19 protein-coding genes and 3 tRNA genes are annotated in these 22,031 nt (G+C 32.0%); 5 read left to right on the top strand and 17 right to left on the bottom strand.

The window, feature by feature from the left end; all coding sequences use genetic code 11:
* The first annotated feature begins 366 nt into the window (after positions 1-366).
* Complete coding sequence (locus ACESM9_RS06190) at positions 367-1,326, top strand: tyrosine recombinase XerC (protein ID WP_372996369.1); 960 nt, start codon at positions 367-369, stop codon at positions 1,324-1,326.
* 42 nt (positions 1,327-1,368) lie between these two features.
* Here the strand turns inward: ACESM9_RS06190 and ACESM9_RS06195 are convergent, their stop codons facing one another.
* On the bottom strand, positions 1,369-1,614 hold the full coding sequence (locus tag ACESM9_RS06195; protein WP_372996371.1) for a hypothetical protein: 246 nt from the start codon (positions 1,612-1,614) through the stop codon (positions 1,369-1,371).
* A gap of 187 nt (positions 1,615-1,801) precedes the next feature.
* Complete coding sequence (locus ACESM9_RS06200) at positions 1,802-2,113, bottom strand: LysM peptidoglycan-binding domain-containing protein (RefSeq protein WP_372996373.1); 312 nt, start codon at positions 2,111-2,113, stop codon at positions 1,802-1,804.
* Positions 2,114-2,292: 179 nt separating this feature from the next.
* Between ACESM9_RS06200 and lexA the strand changes: the two genes are divergently transcribed.
* A complete protein-coding gene (lexA, locus tag ACESM9_RS06205) occupies positions 2,293-2,913 on the top strand; it encodes a transcriptional repressor LexA (protein WP_372996375.1) in 621 nt (206 codons plus the stop codon).
* A gap of 42 nt (positions 2,914-2,955) precedes the next feature.
* Here lexA and ACESM9_RS06210 read toward each other — a convergent pair whose 3' ends face one another.
* The 13 genes from ACESM9_RS06210 to ACESM9_RS06270 form a co-directional block, all read right to left on the bottom strand.
* Positions 2,956-4,884: a glutamine synthetase gene (locus ACESM9_RS06210; protein WP_372996377.1), complete on the bottom strand. Its 1,929-nt coding sequence runs from the start codon at positions 4,882-4,884 to the stop codon at positions 2,956-2,958.
* Between the two features lie 171 nt (positions 4,885-5,055).
* Entirely contained in the window at positions 5,056-6,348 is a 1,293-nt protein-coding gene (locus tag ACESM9_RS06215; RefSeq protein WP_372996379.1) for an aminotransferase class I/II-fold pyridoxal phosphate-dependent enzyme, read from the bottom strand.
* Positions 6,349-6,357: 9 nt separating this feature from the next.
* Positions 6,358-6,618 carry an RNA chaperone Hfq gene (hfq, locus tag ACESM9_RS06220; RefSeq protein WP_372996381.1) on the bottom strand — a complete coding sequence of 87 codons (261 nt, stop codon included), beginning with the start codon at positions 6,616-6,618 and terminating at the stop codon, positions 6,358-6,360.
* Between the two features lie 102 nt (positions 6,619-6,720).
* Positions 6,721-7,671: a tRNA (adenosine(37)-N6)-dimethylallyltransferase MiaA gene (gene miaA / locus ACESM9_RS06225; protein ID WP_372996415.1), complete on the bottom strand. Its 951-nt coding sequence runs from the start codon at positions 7,669-7,671 to the stop codon at positions 6,721-6,723.
* A gap of 4 nt (positions 7,672-7,675) precedes the next feature.
* Positions 7,676-9,466 carry a DNA mismatch repair endonuclease MutL gene (mutL, locus tag ACESM9_RS06230; RefSeq protein WP_372996383.1) on the bottom strand — a complete coding sequence of 597 codons (1,791 nt, stop codon included), beginning with the start codon at positions 9,464-9,466 and terminating at the stop codon, positions 7,676-7,678.
* Between the two features lie 22 nt (positions 9,467-9,488).
* On the bottom strand, positions 9,489-12,086 hold the full coding sequence (gene mutS, locus ACESM9_RS06235) for a DNA mismatch repair protein MutS (RefSeq protein WP_372996385.1): 2,598 nt from the start codon (positions 12,084-12,086) through the stop codon (positions 9,489-9,491).
* Positions 12,087-12,148: 62 nt separating this feature from the next.
* Complete coding sequence (gene miaB / locus ACESM9_RS06240; protein ID WP_372996387.1) at positions 12,149-13,597, bottom strand: tRNA (N6-isopentenyl adenosine(37)-C2)-methylthiotransferase MiaB; 1,449 nt, start codon at positions 13,595-13,597, stop codon at positions 12,149-12,151.
* Between the two features lie 17 nt (positions 13,598-13,614).
* Positions 13,615-14,331, bottom strand: coding sequence for an ABC transporter ATP-binding protein (locus tag ACESM9_RS06245; RefSeq protein WP_372996389.1), 717 nt, complete (start codon positions 14,329-14,331; stop codon positions 13,615-13,617).
* Complete coding sequence (locus tag ACESM9_RS06250) at positions 14,324-15,094, bottom strand: ABC transporter ATP-binding protein (RefSeq protein WP_372996391.1); 771 nt, start codon at positions 15,092-15,094, stop codon at positions 14,324-14,326. Before ACESM9_RS06250 ends, ACESM9_RS06245 begins: the two co-directional genes overlap by 8 nt.
* Positions 15,094-16,149 carry a branched-chain amino acid ABC transporter permease gene (locus ACESM9_RS06255; RefSeq protein ID WP_372996393.1) on the bottom strand — a complete coding sequence of 352 codons (1,056 nt, stop codon included), beginning with the start codon at positions 16,147-16,149 and terminating at the stop codon, positions 15,094-15,096. Before ACESM9_RS06255 ends, ACESM9_RS06250 begins: the two co-directional genes overlap by 1 nt.
* Positions 16,150-16,152: 3 nt before the next feature.
* Positions 16,153-17,043, bottom strand: a complete 891-nt coding sequence (locus tag ACESM9_RS06260) for a branched-chain amino acid ABC transporter permease (protein WP_372996416.1) — start codon at positions 17,041-17,043, stop codon at positions 16,153-16,155.
* A 267-nt stretch (positions 17,044-17,310) separates the two neighbouring features.
* The gene (locus ACESM9_RS06265) at positions 17,311-17,862 is read right to left on the bottom strand and encodes a hypothetical protein (protein ID WP_372996395.1); all 552 of its coding nucleotides are present in this window, start codon (positions 17,860-17,862) and stop codon (positions 17,311-17,313) included.
* 77 nt (positions 17,863-17,939) lie between these two features.
* Positions 17,940-19,562 (bottom strand): MBL fold metallo-hydrolase RNA specificity domain-containing protein, encoded by a 1,623-nt coding sequence (locus tag ACESM9_RS06270; protein WP_372996397.1) that lies wholly within the window; start codon positions 19,560-19,562, stop codon positions 17,940-17,942.
* Between the two features lie 161 nt (positions 19,563-19,723).
* On the opposite strand from ACESM9_RS06270, the gene ACESM9_RS06275 reads away from it, so the two are divergent.
* Positions 19,724-19,800 (top strand) — tRNA-Pro (locus tag ACESM9_RS06275).
* Here the strand turns inward: ACESM9_RS06275 and ACESM9_RS06280 are convergent.
* On the bottom strand, positions 19,801-20,823 hold the full coding sequence (locus ACESM9_RS06280) for a CotS family spore coat protein (protein WP_372996399.1): 1,023 nt from the start codon (positions 20,821-20,823) through the stop codon (positions 19,801-19,803).
* Between the two features lie 188 nt (positions 20,824-21,011).
* Here ACESM9_RS06280 and ACESM9_RS06285 point away from each other — a divergent pair.
* Together ACESM9_RS06285 and ACESM9_RS06290 are read left to right on the top strand one after the other, a co-directional pair.
* A tRNA-Ile gene (locus ACESM9_RS06285) sits at positions 21,012-21,088 on the top strand.
* Between the two features lie 7 nt (positions 21,089-21,095).
* Positions 21,096-21,171, top strand: a tRNA-Phe gene (locus ACESM9_RS06290).
* A 37-nt stretch (positions 21,172-21,208) separates the two neighbouring features.
* On the opposite strand, the gene ACESM9_RS06295 is transcribed toward ACESM9_RS06290, so the two are convergent.
* On the bottom strand, positions 21,209-21,988 hold the full coding sequence (locus tag ACESM9_RS06295; protein WP_372996401.1) for a CheR family methyltransferase: 780 nt from the start codon (positions 21,986-21,988) through the stop codon (positions 21,209-21,211).
* Positions 21,989-22,031 lie beyond the last annotated feature (43 nt).

Here is a 22,031-nt window from a genome sequence, read left to right on the forward strand (position 1 = left end):
CAATCGGGTTTCTTAAAATTTTTTCTCCTATAAAAGTGACATTTTCAAGCGATAATTAACTCTATTTTAGGGTGACATTTTCAAAAGTTATTGACATAGCAGTTAATTGAAGTTATATCAATTATATTGAAATCTTTGCAATAAAATATTTTATTAAAAATTAGAATTGGGGTTATGATGCTTTAAATAAATTAGCCATTCAAATAATTTTGATTCAAAAATTCATTTAATCGATTAATCGATTGCATTAATAATATAAATTAAAAATCTTTAGTAAGAAGCAGGAAAACCCTCTCTTTATGTAGAATAATATAATTGCACTAAATACACATTTCGCGCAATTGAACAAAAAAGAGAGGTGGGAAGATGGAGAATATTCCATATATTGTAAAGGACTTTTTAGAATACATGGAAACAATCCGCGGAAAATCTAAGAAAACTATTCAAGGTTATAACTATGACTTAACCCTATTCTTTAAGTATATGAAAATCAGAAGAAACATTGTGCCTGAAGAAACAGATTTGCAAGATATTACCATAAGTGATATTGATGATTATTTTGTAAGGACAATTGGCTTAAACGACCTCTATTCTTTTATCTCCTATGCAGCCAATGAAAGAAATAATCTAAACTATGCCCGTGCCAGAAAAGTGGCGTGTTTAAGGTCTTTTTTTAAATATTTGCATACTAAGGCGAAAGTAATCGATAATAATCCGGCTTTAGAGCTTGAACCTCCAAAGATTAACAGTCGCCAACCAATTTATTTATCATTAGATGAAAGCAAAGCTCTTTTAAATGCTGTTGATGGTAAATATAAGGAAAGAGATTATGCTATTATAATGCTATTTCTTAATTGCGGATTAAGATTATCTGAGCTAGTTAACATTGATCTGGACAATATAAATGGAGATACACTTAGGGTTATAGGTAAAGGCAATAAAGAACGCACGGTTTATCTGAATGATGCTTGTATAAATGCTCTTAAAGATTATTTGAAGATAAGGGTTACCGAAGAAGTCAAGGAAAAGGATAAGAAAGCTTTATTTATAAGTAGATTTAAAGAGAGAATTAGTACCAGGATGGTTCAAGAGATTGTAAAGAAAACAATTAAAAAAGCTGGATTGGATGAAAATAAATACTCAACACATAAGCTTAGACATACTGCTGCTACCCTTATGTACAAATATGGCAATGTAGACATTAGAGCATTACAGCAGATACTTGGTCATGAAAGTGTGGCTACTACTCAAATATACACCCATATAGATGATGAGAGACTAAGACAAGCCATGAGATCAAATCCATTATCTAAAGAACATCAATAGAAGAGTTAATTTACATAAGAATTCTTATGTAAATTAACTCTTCTATCTCTTTCTCCTGTTCAAATCTACACTATAGGGTTTATCGTATTTCCAATTACTAATTAAATCCTCTATATCTTCTTCTACAGATTCGTCCTGTTCTTCTTCCATTATTATATCATCTATATCGATTCCTATATAATCTGCATCTTCTTCTATGCATTTGCAACAATTGTCGCATATCTTGCTGTTATCCAAATCGCATAAGTTGCATTCTCCGCATTCTATGCAGTATCTATCATATAACACACATTCTTTATTTATGGCAGACAGTTAAAACACTTCCCTCATTTAAAATTAGTTTATCCAGCACCATGTATATTAATTAATATATCACAGAATCAACATACAGTAAACTTATATTACACTCTCTTCTAATGACATATATAAGAAGTTTACTTGTTATATAAACGATCCATATATATTGATAAATCAGCTACTGATTATAAACTGGAACATAAATAAGTTGTCCTGGTTTTATAGTCGATGATTTCAGGTTATTATATTCTATTATTTTATCTACGTGCTTTCTTATATCCATTTTATTGCCTGCAAATTTTTCGGATATAGACCATAATGTGTCGCCTGTTTCTATGTATACAGCCTCTACTTCTACTTTAGATAACCCTTCTGCATCAGCTTTAAAGCTGTAAAAAACTATAAACATAAATATCAATAAAGATGTTACAAATAGATAAAATCTAAACTTGTTAATAATCCTATATTTCTTATGCTGTTTATTATACATTTTAAACCCTCCCTAAAAGAACATATGTTCTATATATAGAATAACCGAACATATGTACGATGTCAATATATTTACGAACATTTGTTTGATTTTTTTATTATATTTTGCTATAATCGAATTAGGAAACGAAATAATGAGGAAATTAACTTATATATACTATATAAAGGTTGTGAATAGTTATGAATATAGATGGTCTAAGCAGAAAGCAGATCGAAGTGTTGGATTTTATAAAAAAAGAATTAGCTACTAAGGGTTATCCTCCCTCAGTTAGAGAAATATGTGAGGCGGTTAACCTTAGATCTACATCAACTGTTCATGGCCATTTAGAGAGGCTTGAAAAAAAGGGCTTCATCAGGCGTGATGCTACCAAACCAAGAGCTATAGAGGTATTGGATTCTAACAGTTACCTTTTTCCTAAAAAAGAAATGGTTGATTTGCCTATAGTTGGTAAGGTAACTGCAGGGCAGCCAATATTAGCTCAAGAAAATATTGAAGATACATTTCCCATACCTGTGGATTTTGTAGGCAATGATATATCTTTCATCCTGGTAGTAAAAGGTGACAGTATGATAAATGCAGGTATTTTAGATGGAGATTATGTAATAGTATTGAAGCAACCCCATGCTAATAACGGAGACATAGTAGTTGCACTTATAGACGATGAAGCCACAGTAAAAAGATTCTATAAAGAAAAGGATCATTTCAGATTGCAACCAGAAAATCCTATTTATGAACCGATTATAACCAAAAATTTGTCTATAATAGGAAAAGTAACGGGAGTTTTAAGAAAAATAAAATAGAGGCTTAGCCTCTATTTTATTTAAATACATATAACCCATCAATTATCCTATATCTATAAGATTTTTCCTGTATGCACTATATTCATCTTTAAGTTCTGTTATTTTTCTATTCAATAGTATTTGTAAGTGTGATAGCTCTTCAACATCTTTATTTATTGCCGCCACTTTTATTCTGCTGATAAGAGATTTTTCATTCATTGTATCTTTTACTAAGTAATGTCTTAAATTGTTTATTTTATTCCAATGACAAATATCCATATCCGTAGCTTCATTTATATTGTGAATTTGTTTGCAATTCCTCACAAGTTCAATGCTTTCTGGTATATATCTGTTTAGTAGTTCTGTTATCCATCTTGTATAAGAAGCTGAAACGAAGCTATTTATTATTGGTTCGGTCATGACATTATTATTTAAGAGCACTTTTGTTTTTTCGGGATATTTACTAAAGCTAATCATGTTTTCGTATACCGTTGACGGATGAATACCGAAAAGCTCTTCTCTCTCTTCAACTGAATATTCATCATATATATTTTTTTCGCTGACATATTCTCTATTTCTGTCTAGATAGAACTTTTCTTGGCCTTTAGGCTTAATCAAATTATTATGAAGTTCATCTATTGAAATATTTGCCCCTGCCACAGCCACAATTCCGTCAAGCATAGCCTGATATGCTGCTGCTATAGTCAGATATGAATTAGTCATAGGGTTAGGTGATCTAATTTCAAATCTTGTAGCAAGTGGGTTTGCCATGTCTCTAATGAGTCCAATCAAAACTGTTCTGTTCCTTGAAGGAATATTTATATTATGTCCTAAAGAAGCTACTATACAAACAGGTGCTTCAAAGCCTGGCTTTAATCTGTTTAATGAATCTATAGTAGGTGATATAAGCGGATTAATAACTTCATAGTTGTGAAGTAAGCCCATAAGAGCTCCATAACCAATTTTATTTAAAAAGCTGTACCTCATATCTTCTGGAGAGAACAGATTAACTGTGGATCCATCTTTTAGTTTTGCAGCAACTCCAATGTGCACATGCTTACCATTGCCCGCTACTCCCTCAATAGGTTTGGCTTGAAAAGTTACTTCCAAACTGTTTTTCCTGAACACTTCTTTTATAATCGTCCTAACAAGAAGATCATTGTCAGCAGCTTGAAGCGATGATGAGTATTTCCAATCTATTTCAAGCTGTTCCATTATATGAGTCAAGTTTCCAGAGTCATCTAATTTAGCCTTGACTCCTCCAACTTCTTTATGTCCCATTTCCGGAGATAGCTCATATCTATCCATCAGTAATAAAGACTGTTCCATAGCTGTCCTGACAGAACCCTTTGTTCTTTTCCAATATTGCTCCTGTAGAACCTGGGATGCTGATAATGCTTCCACATCTGCATCATCATTAGGAGTTTTCACCCAAAATTCTAATTCAGTAGCTGATGTAAGCACTATTTTATCTATTTGCTCTAATTTTATGCTTGTACCTTCTAGTAAAGTTGGATTGTTTTTTATTAATTGTAGCAAAGAATTGCAGAATGAGCTGATAGCTCTTTTAAGAACAGATCTTGAATCAACTGCCTTTTCGTTGTGGTATAAAAATGATGGTATTCGTAATGTGCCTACAGGTTTATCTATAGCACTATCGATATGTTCAAAATTATAATCTACAAACCAGTTAGAGTCTAAATCTGCTACAATGTCTACCTTTCCGTTACTAAGTGTAGCAATTCCAGGTAGAACAACGCTGGAACCATCAGTTTGAACGCCTCCACTCAAGAATTCATCAACATTGTTTAAGAAATTTGTAATAGGGATTTTTACATCTGTATCATTACCCGATAAATCAATACCCATCAAAGATATGAATTTAATCTCAGGGTGGCTTTTTATCAATTGAACAAGTTCATTTCTACTTTGTTCATATGGCTTAACTACAAATAACAGTTCCTCTTTTAATACTTTGGACAGACAATTCACCTATAAAAGCACCTCCCGTAATTTAATTTTTTTATTATACCACCAAAAAAAAATGTTGTAAATAAGAAAAGCTCCCATTGGAAACATTTTATAACCAAGGAAGCTTTTATTCAAATTCATTACGAAAAGTTAAGTGATATTTATACTTTTTTATGAATTATTAATTTTAAATTATATAGTTATAAGTTTTTCTTCCAACATTTCTTGAATGGCATAAAGAATTCCTATTTTTGCGTGATCGTATGTTATTCCACCTTGTAAATATGCTATATAAGGAGGTCTTATAGGTGCGTCTGCACTTAATTCTATTGAAGATCCTTGAACAAAAGCTCCAGCAGCCATTATTACTTTGTCATTGTACCCTGGCATGTCCCAAGGCTCGGGAGATACAAAGGAGTCAACCGGTGATCCCAATTGTATACCCCTGCAAAATGCTATTAATGCTTCTTCATTTTTAAATTTAACAGCTTGAATTATATCACTTCTAGAGGCATCAAAACTTGGGTTAACTTCATAACCAAGCTTTGAAAATATTCTAGAGCAGAATACTGCTCCTTTTACTGCCTCTGAGACAATATGAGGTGCTAGAAATAAACCTTGAAATAGTAGTCGAGTTATTCCTAAAGTGGCTCCTGTTTCTTTTCCAATACCGGGAGCTACTAATCTATCTGCAGCCATTTCCACATACTTGCTTTTACCAGCAACATAGCCACCTGTAGGTGCTATACTACCTCCAGGATTCTTTATCAAGGATCCAGCCATTATATCTGCACCTTTTTCTGTAGGCTCATAGAAGTCCATGAACTCACCATAGCAGTTATCAACCATGCAGCATACTTCTGAATTTATACTCTTAATAAATTTAATGCCTTCTTCAATTTCCTTTAGACTCAATGATTTTCTCCATGAATAACCAGTAGATCTCTGAATCAATACTAACCTTGTCTTTTCATTAATTGAATTCTTTATACTGTCAAAGTCGAAACTACCATCTTCTAATAAATCTACCTGTTTATATGTGATATTAAAGTCCCTCAGTGAACCTTGACAGTTATTATCAATACCTATAATATTATCTAATGTATCATAAGGTTTTCCTGTAATAGCAAGCAATTCATCTCCTGGTCTTAGTATACCGAATAGACAAAGTGATAAAGCGTGAGTACCTGATACTATATTGGGTCTTACCAGTGCATCTTCACTATGAAAAATATCAGAATAAACTTTATCTAATGTATCTCTTCCAATATCTCCATAACCATATCCAGTAGAATAATTGAAATGTATATCGCTCAATCTGTTGTTTTGCATGCTCTTTAATACTTTGTATTGATTATATTCCCTAACTTCTTCAATAATATAAAATTGATCTTTTATATCTTTTTCACATTCCTCGGCCAGTGTTATTATTTTACTATTAAGTCCGAGGGTGTTTTGTAAATATTCTTTTGTTTTATTATGCATTTTTCCACCTTACACTTGTTTATTACTATTTTCAGTGTTTTTATCAGAAAAAGTAAAGTTTACGGGCCTTTGGGGTATTAAAGTTGATACTGCATGCTTATATACTAACTGTTGTTTTCCATCTCCATCTAGTATTATTGTGTAATTATCAAATCCTCTAACTACTCCTTTCAATTGAAAGCCGTTAACTAGATAAATAATAATAGGAGTATGCTCCTTTCTAACCTGGTTTAAAAAAACATCCTGTAAGTTTATTGATACTCTGTTCATATTAACCCCTCCAAAAATATATTATTTTCTCACAAAACTATATGTAAAAAGAAAATTTTTCCTTTGACATATATATTATTATAATAATAACTCATATTTATTCTATATTAAACTAATTTTTCCTGCTGCATATCTTATTATATTTTCCGCCATGGCGCTTAAACTAAAATAATTATCTGCATTTATCCAAAAGGTTCTTTCGTCATTTCTAAACCAAGTAAGCTGCCTTTTAGCATAATGTCTTGTATTCTTTTTAAGAGTTTCTATTGCTTCCTCTAGGCTATAATTTCCTTGTAAATAATCTATTATTTCTTTATAACCTAATGCCTGTAGAGCCGTATGTTCTTTTTTATAACCCAACTCTATTAGTTTTTTAACTTCTTCAATCAAGCCATTTTTTATCATATTATCAACTCTTATTTCTATTCTATCATATAGTCTGCTTCTATTCATGCTAAGGCATATATAGGCATATTCATATCTGCAGGGTTGCTGCTTTGACAGCATTTGGAAATATGATATAGGTTTTCCTGTATGTCTATATACCTCAAGGGCTCTAATGACTCTCTTTAAATCATTGGGATGGAGTTTTGCATAGGAGTATTCATCAACATTTTTTAACATCTGGTGTATATATTCATTACCCTTTTCAGAGGCAAGTTGCCTCATTTCATTGCGGAAATCTATATCAATAATGGAATCGGTAAATTCTAGATTGTTTAATAATGAATTAATATAAAGACCTGTTCCACCTACAATTATAGGCAGCTTCCCCCTTAAACTTATGTCTTCAATATACCTTTCTGCTTTTTCTTTAAATATTGCAGCGCTAAAGTTCTCATCAGGAAAAACTTCATTAATCATATAGTGCTTAATGCCTTTCATTTCATCATTTGTTATTTTTGCGGTACCAATATCCATATATTTATAAACTTGTGCTGAATCAGCAGATATTATCTCACCACATAATTTTTGAGCAACCAATATAGAAATATTCGTTTTTCCAACAGCTGTAGGTCCAGCGATTATGCATAATTTCTGCTTCAAACTCATCACCTTATATTATCCTTTTAAATTTTTTTTCTAGTTCAGTTTTATCCATAGTTATTATAGTAGGACGTCCATGAGGACATGTAAAAGGCAATTTTGCACTAAATAACCTACTAATAAGCTCTTCTATTTCTTTATCTGTCAGATTATTTCCAGCTTTGACAGCACTTTTGCAAGCAATTTGAGTTATGGCTCTTTCATAAATCGAAGGCAGATCTCCTTTTTGGCTGTCGATGGTATCCAATAGTTCTGATATCATATAACCAGAAGCTGGTTCGCCTCTTATTATTGGTACTTGCCGAATGGCAATAGAATTTTCTCCGAAAAAATCAAACTCATAACCTAAATTGATCAGTACATCCTTATACTCTTCTATCATGTTCCTTTCTTTAGGAGTGAGCTCAATTATAATCGGCATCAATAAGGGTTGCTGCTCTATATTTCTATGCTTTGCCTTTTCCATCAATTCTTCGTATAACACCCTTTCATGAGCAGCGTGCTGATCAATGATCATGAAGCTATCACCAGTCTCATATATGATATAAGTATTGAACAATTGTCCGGCTATATGACCATTATGAAAATTTATTATTGAATTCTCTACTTTAGTGATAATCTCATCAGGCTTACTATCTTTAACACCTTCATAAACAGTCTCATTTTTGTAACTGTTGTTATTCCATTTGTTAAATGAAAAATCATTTTTAGTTGGGTTGTAGACATTTTTGCTGGTAAAGTTAGTGTTTTCAAATAAAGTTTCTTTCATTACAGGTTTATCATCATCTTTAAAACTTTCAGTATACTGTATATCACTTTTATTCAGTACTTGATTTATAGCATAATAGATTAAATTAAAAATACTCCTGCTGTCAGAGAATTTAATTTCAGCCTTAGTTGGATGGACATTTACATCTATCCTTTCAGGATCAATATTTACATTCAGTATAGAAACAGGATACCTATTATTCATTAAAAGAGTTTTGTATGCAGCTTTAACAGCTTCCTTCAATATATTGTTTTTTACTATTCTGTTATTTACAGAAAAAATAATATATGTAGAATTACCCTTTGAAAGCTCCGGTTTTGAAGTAAATCCTTCTATTGAAAGAAGCTCGTTAGCGAAGCTTACTGGAAGCATCATTTTAGCGGTTTTTGCTCCAAATAGGCAATGTATCACAGAAAGAAGATCGCCATTACCAGGTGTATGGAATATGACCTTATCATCTACTACATACTTTATTGAAATATGAGTATTTGATAGTGCTATTTTTTCTACTGTATCAGTGATATAGTTCAATTCTGTTCTATCACTTTTCAAGAATTTTAAGCGTGCCGGTGTATTATAGAATATATTTTTAACTTTAACAATTGTACCTGTCGATGTGCTTATTTCTTTACTATCAAATATCTTGCCTGATTTTATAATAACTCTGCTGCCAAGTATATCATTGTCAGATTGACTTTCCAGTTCAACATCTGATACAGCTACAATACTTGACATTGCTTCTCCTCTGAAGCCTAGAGTTCTAACTCTCAATAAGTCTTCAATGGTTTTAATTTTACTTGTAGCATGCCTTTCAAACAAATAAGGAAGGTCATCTCTCAAGATCCCATGTCCGTTATCCATAACAGAAATAAGAGATTTACCTCCGTCTTTTATATCTATAGTAATAGAGGTAGCCTTTGCATCGATAGAATTCTCAACTAATTCTTTTACTACCGATGCAGGCCTGTCTATAACTTCCCCCGCGGCTATTTTATTTATAGTATCTTCGTCTAAGCGAACTATTCTACCCATAGAATCCTCCATTGCTTATACATTAATCGTAATATGATTTAACTTTGTCCTTTAGCATACTTATTTTATTAAGAGCTTGAATAGGTGTAATATTGTTTATATCAATATTTTTAATCTCTTCTGCTAATTCATAGATAACATAATTAAAAAGGTTATATGCCTCTTGCTTATCTTTTTTGTTTTTTTGCTTTTCAGTTGTAGTGATCTTATTATTTTTATCTGAACTATCAAGAATATCTAATATTTCATAAGCTCTTTCTAATATTTCTTCTGGAACACCAGCCAGCCTTGCCACATGGATACCATAGCTGCCGCTAATGCTTCCTCTCCTTATTTTTCTGAGAAAGATAATATCCCTACCTTTTTCTTCTACAGCTATATAATAGTTTTTCACACCGGACAGTTTGTCTTCAAGCTCGGTTAACTCATGATAGTGAGTAGCAAATAGTGTTTTACATCCCAATTTAGCTTTATCGGATATATATTCAACGCTTGCCCAAGCTATACTAAGACCATCAAAGGTGCTAGTACCCCTTCCGATCTCATCTAAAATAACCAAGCTTTTGTCAGTGGCACTATTTATTATATTAGCAAGTTCAGTCATTTCAACCATGAATGTGCTTTGACCGGAAGCAAGATCATCAGAGGCTCCTACACGGGTAAATATTCTGTCCGCAATGCCAATTTTAGCATAGCTTGCAGGGACAAAGCATCCAATCTGAGCCATAAGTACAATAAGAGCAATCTGTCTCATATATGTAGATTTACCTGCCATATTTGGACCTGTTATTATCAATAATCTATTATCTCTGCAATCCAATAATGTATCATTAGGGACAAAACCGTTCTTAATGTTTTCTGATTCTACCACTGGATGTCTCCCATCTTTAATCTCAATATCATCAAAATGTCCTATTATTGGTTTAACATACTTGTTTCTCTGTGATACTTCAGCAAATGAACACAAGCAATCAAGGGTTGCCAGTCTGTAAGCGGTGTCCTGTATTCTTCCTATATGTTTTGCAATTTCCTGTCTTATGGTCAAAAAAGTATTATATTCGAGTTCAATGAGCCTTTCATCCGCATGCAAAACTTGCTCTTCTAATTCTTTTAATTCAGGCGTAATATATCTTTCTGCATTTGATAAAGTTTGTTTCCTTATATAATTCTCCGGAATACTATCTATATTAGATTTTGTTACTTCAATATAGTAGCCAAAAACTTTATTATATCCTATTTTTAAAGACTTTATACCGGTTCTATGCTTTTCTTTTTGTTCTAATTCAATGATCCATTGCTTGCCATTCTTAGATGCCATTCTATATTTATCAATTTCTTCGTTGAAATTATCCTTTATAATGTTACCTTCTTTAAGGCTGTAGGGCGCTTCTTCATTTATTGATTTATCAATTATATCATATAAATCTTCCAGTTCATCAAATTCTCTATATAGTTTATTAAGCAAAAGGCTATTAAAATTTGAAATAACATTTTTAATATGAGGAAGATTTATCAAAGAGTTCTTAAAAGAAATCAAGTCTTTAGCATTTGCAGATCCTAGTGCAATCCTGCTACCTAATCTTTCTAGATCATATATTGAATTTAAATACTCTTTCAGTTCTTCTCTTAATAAAAAATCACTATATAATTCTTCTACAGCATCTAATCTGTTATTAATATCTTCTACAGATAGAAGTGGTTTTTCTATCCACTGTCTCAACATCCTTGCCCCCATAGATGTATTTGTCTTATCTAAAACTGAAAGCAAAGATCCTTTTTTGCTCCTGTCCCTTATGGTCTCACATAATTCAAGGTTTCTTCTAGTATTATTATCCAGAATCATATAATTTGAAACATTATATACTTTTATTTTGTTTATATTGGATAAGGAATTTTTCTGAGTTTCATCCAAATACAACAAAAGAGAGCCTACAGACCTTACTGATGTTTCTTCACTGAGTCCTAGGCCTTCCAAAGATTCTACTTTAAATTGAATTTTTATTCTCTCACTACATTCAGACAAATCATAATATTTTTTTTCCAATATTGTTATAGCTTTATTATTACTTTCAAGATTTTTATTGTCTGTATTTAATAATATCTCAGAAGGATTTACTCTGTTTATTTCATCCATAGCGATATTCCATTGGCTACTATCTATAGCAGTTGAAGAGAAATCACCTGTAGACAAATCAATATAGGACAATCCAATATAGCTATTTGATAAATAAACGGACATTAAATAATTATTTATCTTCTCATCAAGCATAACACTGCTTGTGATTGTCCCAGGGGTTATTATTCTGATAACTTCCCTCTTTACTATTCCTTTTGCTAAAGCAGGGTCTTCAACTTGTTCACAAATGGCAATTTTGTAATTGTTTTCAATCAACTTGCTAATATATGTATCGGCAGCATGATAAGGTATGCCGCACATAGGAGCTCTTTCTTCCATACCGCAATCTCTTCCGGTTAATGTAATTTCTAAAACTTTAGATGCAATTATTGCATCATCAAAAAACATTTCATAGAAATCTCCTAACCTAAAGAAAACTATTTTATCCTTATGTTGTTCTTTTATCTCCATGTATTGCTTCATCATTGGTGTCAACTGGGACATATCCTCACCTCTTTCTCGTTATTACAATTATAACAAAAATATCAATATAAAAAAACCAGAGATTAACTCTGGTTACTTTTGTTATTTATCATTTCTCCATTTAAAGACCATGAATGGACATCAGTTATTTTAACATGGACTAAATCTCCTATTCTTACATCATCACCTTTGAAATTGACTATCTTGCCAGTGCGAGTTCTGCCGGTTAATATATCTTCATTGGTTTTACTAGGGCCATCTACTAGCACTTCATAGATTTTTCCCCTATAGCTTTCATTTATATCTCTGGATATTTCATTTTGAATCTCAATTAGCCTATCAAAGTTCTTATGCTTATCTTTATCCTCTATTTGATTTTCCATTTTAGCTGCAGGTGTACCTTCTCGTTTTGAATATATAAATGTAAAAGCTTGATCGAATCTAACTTTTCTTACTATATCTAAAGTTTCTTCAAAGTCCTCTACAGTCTCACCTGGAAAACCAACAATTATATCTGTTGTTAAAGCTATTCCGGGTATAGCTTTTTTTACTTTATCCACTTTCTCAAGATATTCTTCTTTTGTATATACCCGGTTCATTGCTTTTAAGATTTTATTACTACCTGCCTGAAAAGGAAGGTGCAGATGTTCGCAAACTTTAGAACACTCTTTCATAGCCAGGATTAATTTATCAGAAATATCCTTGGGATGAGAAGTCATAAATCTTATCCTCTCAATCCCATCTACCTCATTAACTTTATATAAAAGATCGGCAAAATCAAAATCAATTGCTAAATCTTTTCCATAGGAGTTAACATTTTGTCCCAATAGGGTTACCTCTTTACAACCATCCTGGGCTAATCTGCTTATTTCCTCAATTATGTCTTCAGGATTGCGACTTCGCTCTCTGCCTCTCACATAAGGAACTATGCAGTAAGAGCAGAAATTGTTGCATCCATACATAATAGTAATCCATGCTTTATGTTTTTCGTCTCTTTCAACAGGCAGATTCTCTACAATAACACCATCAGAATCCAGAACATCAATAAGAGTATATTTCTCATGCAATGCCCTTTCAAATATTTCGGGAAACTTATAAATATTATGAGTTCCGAAAATTAAGTCCACATGCTTATATTTTTTCTTTATCATATCAACAGCATGCTTTTGTTGCATCATACAGCCACATACTCCTATTATAAGTTCAGGTTTGTCCTTTTTTAGATTCTTTAACGCTCCAATATTTCCATATAATTTTAGCTCAGCATTTTCTCGGACGCAGCAAGTATTAAACAAAATAACATCTGCTTCTTTGTTATCTTCGGTTTGCTTATAGCCCATAGCCTTAAGCATTCCTTTTAATCTTTCTGAATCAGAATTGTTTTGTTGACATCCGTATGTTATGACTCGAGCGTATTTTACTCTGCCTGTTCTATTGTACTCTGTTTCATTGTTTTGATATATTCTTTGAATAATTTCATTTTGCTTTGCCAGTTCTTCTGGTTGAATATGAATGTCTTTTGTCTTTGCCATTTATTATCTACCTCTATTTAATTAGAAACATTTTCACCAAGATAAGCCTTTCTTACTTCATCATTGTTTAAAAGTTCTTTACCTTCTCCTTTAAGTTTAATTATACCTGTCTCAATTACATATCCTATATCAGCAATATGCAGTGCTGCATTAGCATTCTGTTCAATCAATAATATAGTAACACCTTGATTATGGATTTCTTTTATAATATTGAATATTTCTTTTACTATTAATGGTGCCAATCCTAGAGATGGTTCATCCATCATTAACAATTTAGGCTTTGACATCAATGCCCTTCCGACTGCCAGCATTTGCTGTTCTCCCCCTGATAAAGTACCGGCCATCTGCCAGTTCCTTTCTTTAAGGATTGGGAAAAGGCTATAAACCCAATCTAAATCTTTTTTAATAGTGTCCACATCTTTTCTAAAATAAGCACCTAATTTCAGGTTCTCAAGCACAGTTAGATTTGGAAATATTCTTCTTCCCTCAGGAACAAGTGTTATTCCTAGTTTTACAATATCTTGAGTTTTCATACTAAGTAGATTCACACCGTTGTAAGTTATACTGCCACTTTTAGGCTTTACTAGACCTGTTATACTTCTAAGGGTTGTACTTTTGCCGGCTCCATTTGCACCAACTAAAGTAACTATTTTTCCTTCCTCGACTTCAAGGCTAATACCTTTTAACGCTTCTATACCACCGTAGGCAACTACTAAATTATCTATTTTAAGCATTGTCATCCACCCCCAAATATGCTTCAATGACTCTTTGATTGTTTTGTATTTCATTAGGATTGCCATGAGCGATGGTAATTCCATAATCAAACACATATATTCTTTCTGATATTCCCATTACTACCTGCATATGATGTTCAATCATAAAAATTGTTAAATCAAAGTCATCTCTAATTTGCTTAATAAACTTTGTTAGGTCTTCAGTCTCCTTAGGATTCATACCTGCAGCAGGCTCATCAAGTAGAAGTACTTCAGGATTTGTAGCTAGAGCCCTTGCTATTTCAAGCCTTCGCTGCATACCATATGGTAAAGAACTTGATTTTTCATTTTTTACATCAAGTAAGCCGACTATTTCCAGCAAATCTAAAGACTTTTTCAACATTTTTTTATCTTCATTCTTATACTTCGGTAGTCTTAATAAAGCTTCAAATAAATTAGATTTAATGTGCAGATGATTAGCAATTAAAACATTATCTAATACACTTAAATCTTTAAATAATCTTATATTCTGAAAGGTTCTGGCTATACCAAGTTTAGTAATATTATGAGGAGCCATTTGAGTTATATCTTTACCCTTATAATATATCTTTCCCTTTGTTGGAATGTATACTCCTGTAATCATATTAAAGGCAGTCGTTTTTCCCGCACCATTAGGACCAATTAATGCTACTATTTCACCTTTATTTAACACTAAATTAAAATCTTTAACAGCAGTCAAGCCACCAAATTGCATAGTTATACCATCAGTTTTCAGCATTTCCATTATTTCTTACCTCCTTTTAATAGAGGTTTTTTGAATGATAAGATATTTATTAATCTGTCCCAACTAAACTCGTTGGTACCCATAAGACCATGTCTATAAAAAAGTACAACCAGCATAAGCAATATTGAGAATACAACCATTCTCATGCCTGCCACTCCAGGAATAACAATGAAACCTAAGTCCATAGGCTGGTCCAGGAATCGCAATGCTTCTTGAGAAATAGTAACTACAAAAGCCGATATTACTGTACCTGTAATACTACCCATACCACCTAATACAATAATAAGTAATATATTAAATGTCAATGTAAATTTAAACATGGCTGGGTCAATAGTTCCTAATAGGTTGCCTAGAAGACCTCCACCTATTCCAGCAAAAAAAGCTCCTATGGTAAAAGACATTACTTTATGCTTGAATAAATTAATTCCCATACTTTCAGCAGCTATTTCATCTTCTCTAATAGCTTTAAATGCCCTACCGTAGCTGCTATTTATAAGCAAAACCATAAAAAGTACAGTAAAGGCGGCTATTCCATAGCTCCACCATAGATTTGTATATGCGGGTATACCCTTTAAGCCTAAAGCTCCGTTAGTTATATTTTGCGTATTAGTAAATATTACTCTTATAATTTCCGCAAAACCTAAAGTAGCTATAGCCAAATAATCACCTTTAAGCCTAAGCGCAGGAGCACCTATTAAGAAACCAGCAAGTGCTGCTAGAATACCTGCAAGAAGAAGTGAAGGGAAAAAAGGTAATACAACATTGGCCAAAGGTGCAGCTATTGGTTCTAAAAAGAAATTCTGAGCCTTTGCATTTACAGAAAGGGTCAATATAGCAGTGGTATAAGCCCCTATTGCCATAAAGCCAGCATGACCTAATGAAAAAAGTCCAGTGAATCCATTGATAAGATTCATACTTAGCCCTAATACTGTATATATTGCGCAAAGATTAAGTATCCTAACTATATAAGCATCCATATATCTGTCAGCAAAGTATAAGAATATCACAAGCAAAATTAATGATATGACAGTAAGATAATAATCTCTTTTCTTCATAAACTACACCTTCTCTGATATTTTTTCTCCCATTATACCTGTTGGTTTAAACAGGAGTACCATTATAAGAATAATAAATGCGAAAGCGTCCCTGTATCCGGTTAAGCCAGGCAACAAAGCTACAAGCATAATCTCACTGACTCCGAGAAAAAATCCACCGATAACTGCTCCAGTAGTATTTCCGATTCCTCCAATTACAGCTGCTATAAAACATTTTAAACCTGGCATAACTCCCATTAATGGCTGTATTTGCGGGAATTTTAACCCCCACATTACACCCCCTATGGCAGCCAATGCAGAACCTATTCCGAATGTAATTGAAATAGTTCTATCAATATTAACACCCATAAGTCTTGCTGTTTCGTGGTCTTTAGAGACGGCTCTCATAGCCATTCCAGTTTTTGTCTTATTGATTAGGTATAGTAGTATTATTAGCAATATAGCTGTCACTACAGGAATTATAAAAGTTAGTCTTTGAACAGAAACATTACCTATATGCACTACTTTAGTAAACAATTCCTCAGTAGGAAAAGCCTTAGGCCTTCCACCAAAAATAACTATTGCAAGATTTTCAATCAGAAATGATGCACCGATAGCTGATATCATTATAGAGATTTTCGGTGCATCTCTTAAGCTCCTGTATGCTGCTAGTTCAACAGTCATACCTAATATAATTGTAAGAATAATGGTAATTGGAAAAGATACATACCAAGGTAGTCCAAAAAATACCCCAAAAAAAGCAAAATAGGTAGCCATCATAAAAATATCGCCATGAGCAAAATTTATTAATCTTAAAATTCCGTAAACCATTGTATAACCAATTGCAATAAGAGCATAAAGGCTACCAAGGGAAATACCATTAGCCAAATGCTGTAAAAACATTTCTGATGTCATTTTTATCATATATTCACCACCTATTAATAATATATTTATTTAAATAAGCTTCCATATTATAGGAAGCTTATTTAAAACTAAAGCATCAATCAAACATGGATATAATTTAATAATAATAAAGCATAACCGATGTTCAAATATTTGCACAAACTATCAATATGTCTATCTATGCCGGAATTTTCAAGGGTTTTGCCGTATTGTTTAGTTAATTATACTATAGAATTTTTATTCACACAACATAAAACTAATCCTAAATAATGAGAAGATTTACATAACTAAATTATCATCACCCCTATTTTTAATTTTAGTAAGTATGTTCAGTATAGTCTTTGCTTCCTTTTTTGTTAAATCCTTAGTGTACTCTTTGCCAGTTGTTTTTACTATTATCTCTTTCAAATCTTCATTTGACATATTAATATCTTTAGCGAAAGAAAATATATCTAAAAGCTGATTTTTTGTTGCAGACTCATTATCAATTTTTTGATTTTGGTTTTCTACTTCTTCATAACCTGTATATTCTACTCCATATCCAGCAAACCTTAAAGCTCTTGCTATAGCTCTTGTTTCGGCTAATTCAAGAATAGCATTTGACAATACTCTATCTCTTTTAACAGAAGCATTACCCAAGCCATTAAAGCATCCTTTTTCTGTTTTTACCATAGCCTGAATTATAGCTACTTCCCCATCATATGATATGACCTTCGTTTCTATACTAAGATTCGAATTATCCTCATGAGCGAGTCTTAATCTTCCACCTACTACAGGAAAAAGCTTCCCCTGTACCTTTACCAGCTCTTCATTTTTAAAATTATTAAGCATAAGATCACCTTCAAAAAATATTTTCTAATTTTATTTTTCTCAAATGATCTAATAATATTAAAAAGGGTACCAAAAAATTATCTATTACTTATAATATTATTTATATATTCAAGCTCCGAGCGGATATTCTCCATTTTTTTTGCCAAAATAAAAGCCTTATCATTATCGATGGAACTATCATTATTTAGTACTGCTAATTTTAGTGTATCTAGTATCATGTTCATCTCATCTAATAGATTAACATCTATACTATCCACTATATTTGACTTTCCAGGTGCAATTGTTCTGGAGTCTATTCTAGATTCTATTTCTACAGTTTCGCCTATGCGAGCTATTTCTATCTGGGAATCAAAATTGTGCTCTAATAAATTAGAAAACTCATTCAGTGAATCTTCTTCTCCATGTACTAAGAATATTTTTGCTGGTTTCTTTCTAAAAGCAGAAACCCAGTCAAGAAGACCTTTTTGGTCAGCATGGCCAGACAAACCGTTTAAGTTATATATTTTACAGTTGACGTATATTTCTTCGCCAAAAATCTTTACCTTTTTTTCACCTTCCAGAATTCTTCTGCCTAATGTGCCCTTTGCTTGATATCCTACAAATACTACGCAGGAATTACCACGCCAGAGATTATGTTTGAGGTGATGTTTAATTCGTCCTGCATCACACATTCCACTAGCAGATACTATTATGCTGCTTCCTTCATGAAAATTAATTGCTTTTGATTCTTCTGCAGTCTTAGTAAAAATAAGGTTTGGAAACTCAAAAGGATGGTCTCCCATTTTTATTAGTTCTTTTGTTTCATCATCAAACAGATCCTGATTATTATTAAATATATTAGTAGCATTAATTGCTAATGGGCTATCTACAAATACTGGTATATCCTTTATTTTGGAAAACTTACTTTCCTTCAACATATTCAGCATATATAAAATCTCTTGTGTGCGTCCAACGGCAAAGGAAGGTATGACAATATTTCCTCCGTTTTCTACTGTATGTGTTATGATATCCAGTAGAAACAATAAAGTATTCTCCATGGTATTATGCAATTTGTTGCCATAAGTTGTCTCCAAAATTAAATAATCAGCTTCATCAATATATGATGGATCTTTCATTATTGGAATATCTTTATTTCCTAAATCACCTGAAAAAACAATTTTAATCCTATCATTATCTTCTCTTACCCATATTTCAATTATTGCTGAACCTAATATATGTCCTGCATCTTTATATCTGACTTCTATTTCATCAGTTATTTTTACGATATCATCATAGTTTATGGGTTCAAAATACTTAAGCGACTTCTCAGCATCATCGATAGTATAAAGCGGTTCTATTAACGGCTTCCCTGCACGTAGTCTTTTTCTGTTTATCCACTCAACTTCCATTTCTTGTATATAGCCACTATCTGGCAGCATTATTGAGCATAACTCTGATGTAGCTTTTGTTGTTATTATTTTTCCTTTAAACCCTCTTTTCACTAATAAAGGTATTCTTCCACTGTGATCTATGTGTGCATGAGTTAATAAAAGAAAATCAATTTCAGCCGGGTCAAAATCAAATTGGTTTCTATTAAGATCCCCAGAATCAGAATCGCCCTGAAACATTCCACAATCAATCAATATTTTATGTTCTTTTGTTTCCAATAGATGACATGATCCTGTTACCATTTCCGCTCCACCTAAAAAGCTTAGTTTCATATAATACCCCCAATTGACAATAAATATTGGCAGTTCCATTGTCATTATAAATTCTATATTCTTCTAAATAAATAAATATCCTTCTTTGTAATGACAATTTAACACTAAGAATAATCTATTGACTTTACTTAAATTAAAGTATAATATATAAAATAGATTTTCGGGGCATGGCGCAGTTTGGTAGCGCGCTTGGTTCGGGACCAAGAGGCCGCAGGTTCAAATCCTGTTGCCCCGACCATTATGTTTTGATAGAGTAATTTTCTATGAACTTTTCAATAAAAATTTCCTTGGCTTCTCGGTATCTCAATATCTTATTTAGTTTTCTATAGTACCTATCTTCCTTCCATTTTTTCTTTTTTTGATACTTTTTTCTTCCAAGTCTGTAAAATTTATATGGAAATATCTGCATTGCCAGCAGGATTTTATATTCTTTTTCACTGATTTTTCTAATACTATCGTACTCAGAAATCAATGCTTTACACATGTCAAAGTCCCATAAAAAACTTTTGCGCCACATTATTCTTCTAATGAATTTTCCCAAGTCAATGACAGGTATGTCGTAGAGACAGCTCTCAAGATCTATTATGTAATAACCATTGCTTTCGCTTTTTAATATATTTTGATAGTAAAAGCTATTATGACATAAATACATTTCCTTTTTATATTCTTCACAAAGTGTGTTGTAGTTAGAGTTCCTCAAAATATTTAAAGCCTGTTGAGCCTGATTTATGTAATAGTCAACATTATTATAATATAAATTGTCGAAATCATTTTTATTATCCTTGTTTTTAAGGTAATCTTTGAAACTGTTTAATGAATTTAGTTTGTCGCTAAATATTTTTGGTAATTTCCCAATATTATTTTTAATTTTTATTTTTTTAGAATAAAAACCTTTTGCTTTGTTGTGAAATTCTGCTAATAATGTAACACTATCGATTATGTGTTCGGATACATTAAAATTGACTTCATCAGCATTGATCCAATTAGTTAAATAGTAGGTAGAATTCTTCCTTTGAATAATCATTTCACCTGAAATACTGCGAATTGGTTTAGCTACTTTATTAAAACCTTTCATCCTTAAGTATTCCATAATATTTATACTTTTTATTGCTCTCTTTTCCCCATTACCTATTTTTTTTAGGCAATAACAATCATTAGGTGTATTTATTTTGTAGACACTTCTTATTTTTTGAATGTTAATTACATTTAAAGAATATTGTTTTAGTATTTTTTCAATTTCAAGTTGTTCAAGAAAAGTCATATTTGAATCTTTATATATATGTGTTAAACAACTAACCAATTATATCAACTCCCATATGATACATCATTACATTATATTTATTCTAGCGATAATATATAATCAAAATGGTACAAAATATTAATTAATTCCATGATTATTATGTTGACATGTAATTAAAATTGTAGTAACATTAATAATGTTGCTGCTAAGGGCCTTTAGCTCAGTTGGTTAGAGCAACCGGCTCATAACCGGTTGGTCCGGGGTTCGAGTCCCTGAAGGCCCACCATATATATGCCTTGGTAGCTCAGTCGGTAGAGCAGAGGACTGAAAATCCTCGTGTCGGTGGTTCGATTCCGCCCCAAGGCACCATAAAAGAAAAAAACAGAGAGAAATCTCTGTTTTTTTATTACTTGTTTTTCAGCTTATAAAAGAAATTTTTCATAGGCTCAAGGTTATATTTTTGTGCTGAAATTATTTGTTCTGTGCTTCCGACAAACAATACTCCTTCAGGGCTTAGTGATTTACTAAATTTCACATAGATGCTGTTCTTTGCTTCTTCAGTAAAGTAGATTAATACATTTCTGCATGTTATAATATCACAATCACCTGGATACTTGTCCATCAAAAGGTTGTGTTTTTTAAACTCAACACATTTTTTTACTTCTTCTTTTATATTATATGTAGTAGAATTTTTAATAAAAAACTTGCTTATGAATTCACTCGGGAGATTTGCTAAGCTCTTATCACTATAAACTCCTATTTTTGCCTTATTTAAGGCATCATCATCAATGTCTGTGGCATAGACCTTTATATCTTTTAAATCCATAAACTTGTTTAGTAACATAACCAGAGAATAAGGTTCTTCTCCTGTGGAACAGGCAGCGCTCCATATTTTTAAATTCTTTTTTCTAGATAATAGATTGGGTATTATTTCTTTTTCTAAAATCTCCCACTGAGAAGGATTTCTGTAAAATTCTGATACATTAATTGTTAAATAATTTATAAACTCATTGAATAAACGAGTATCTTTTAATAAAGCATTATAATATGAATCATAGTCATTAAAATTATTTCTTGTGATCAATGAATCTATTCTTCTTTTCATTTGTCTTTCTTTGTAGCATGATAGATTTATATTTGTTAATTTAAATATTTTTTCTTTAAATTCTTCATACCCGATTAGCATAGAAGACACCTCGCAAGCAATTTTATTTCATTTGACCCAATTC

It is taken from the genome of Lutispora sp. (genome assembly GCF_041687175.1).
Taxonomy (GTDB): Bacteria; Bacillota; Clostridia; order Lutisporales; family Lutisporaceae; genus Lutispora.

Bases quoted from the DNA above. Each gene is read 5' to 3' on its own strand.
- ACESM9_RS06265 (WP_372996395.1), bottom strand. From the start codon at position 17,862: ATGCTTAATAATTTTAAAAATGAAGAGCTGGTAAAGGTACAGGGGAAG.
- ACESM9_RS06270 (WP_372996397.1), bottom strand. From the start codon at position 19,562: ATGAAACTAAGCTTTTTAGGTGGAGCGGAAATGGTAACAGGATCATGT.
- ACESM9_RS06215 (WP_372996379.1), bottom strand. From the start codon at position 6,348: ATGCATAATAAAACAAAAGAATATTTACAAAACACCCTCGGACTTAAT.
- ACESM9_RS06200 (WP_372996373.1), bottom strand. From the start codon at position 2,113: ATGTATAATAAACAGCATAAGAAATATAGGATTATTAACAAGTTTAGA.
- mutS (WP_372996385.1), bottom strand. From the start codon at position 12,086: ATGTCCCAGTTGACACCAATGATGAAGCAATACATGGAGATAAAAGAA.
- ACESM9_RS06190 (WP_372996369.1), top strand. From the start codon at position 367: ATGGAGAATATTCCATATATTGTAAAGGACTTTTTAGAATACATGGAA.
- ACESM9_RS06245 (WP_372996389.1), bottom strand. From the start codon at position 14,331: ATGCTTAAAATAGATAATTTAGTAGTTGCCTACGGTGGTATAGAAGCG.
- hfq (WP_372996381.1), bottom strand. From the start codon at position 6,618: ATGAACAGAGTATCAATAAACTTACAGGATGTTTTTTTAAACCAGGTT.
- ACESM9_RS06260 (WP_372996416.1), bottom strand. From the start codon at position 17,043: ATGACATCAGAAATGTTTTTACAGCATTTGGCTAATGGTATTTCCCTT.
- ACESM9_RS06255 (WP_372996393.1), bottom strand. From the start codon at position 16,149: ATGAAGAAAAGAGATTATTATCTTACTGTCATATCATTAATTTTGCTT.
- ACESM9_RS06250 (WP_372996391.1), bottom strand. From the start codon at position 15,094: ATGGAAATGCTGAAAACTGATGGTATAACTATGCAATTTGGTGGCTTG.
- mutL (WP_372996383.1), bottom strand. From the start codon at position 9,466: ATGGGTAGAATAGTTCGCTTAGACGAAGATACTATAAATAAAATAGCC.
- ACESM9_RS06295 (WP_372996401.1), bottom strand. From the start codon at position 21,988: ATGCTAATCGGGTATGAAGAATTTAAAGAAAAAATATTTAAATTAACA.
- miaB (WP_372996387.1), bottom strand. From the start codon at position 13,597: ATGGCAAAGACAAAAGACATTCATATTCAACCAGAAGAACTGGCAAAG.
- miaA (WP_372996415.1), bottom strand. From the start codon at position 7,671: ATGAGTTTGAAGCAGAAATTATGCATAATCGCTGGACCTACAGCTGTT.
- ACESM9_RS06280 (WP_372996399.1), bottom strand. From the start codon at position 20,823: ATGACTTTTCTTGAACAACTTGAAATTGAAAAAATACTAAAACAATAT.
- lexA (WP_372996375.1), top strand. From the start codon at position 2,293: ATGAATATAGATGGTCTAAGCAGAAAGCAGATCGAAGTGTTGGATTTT.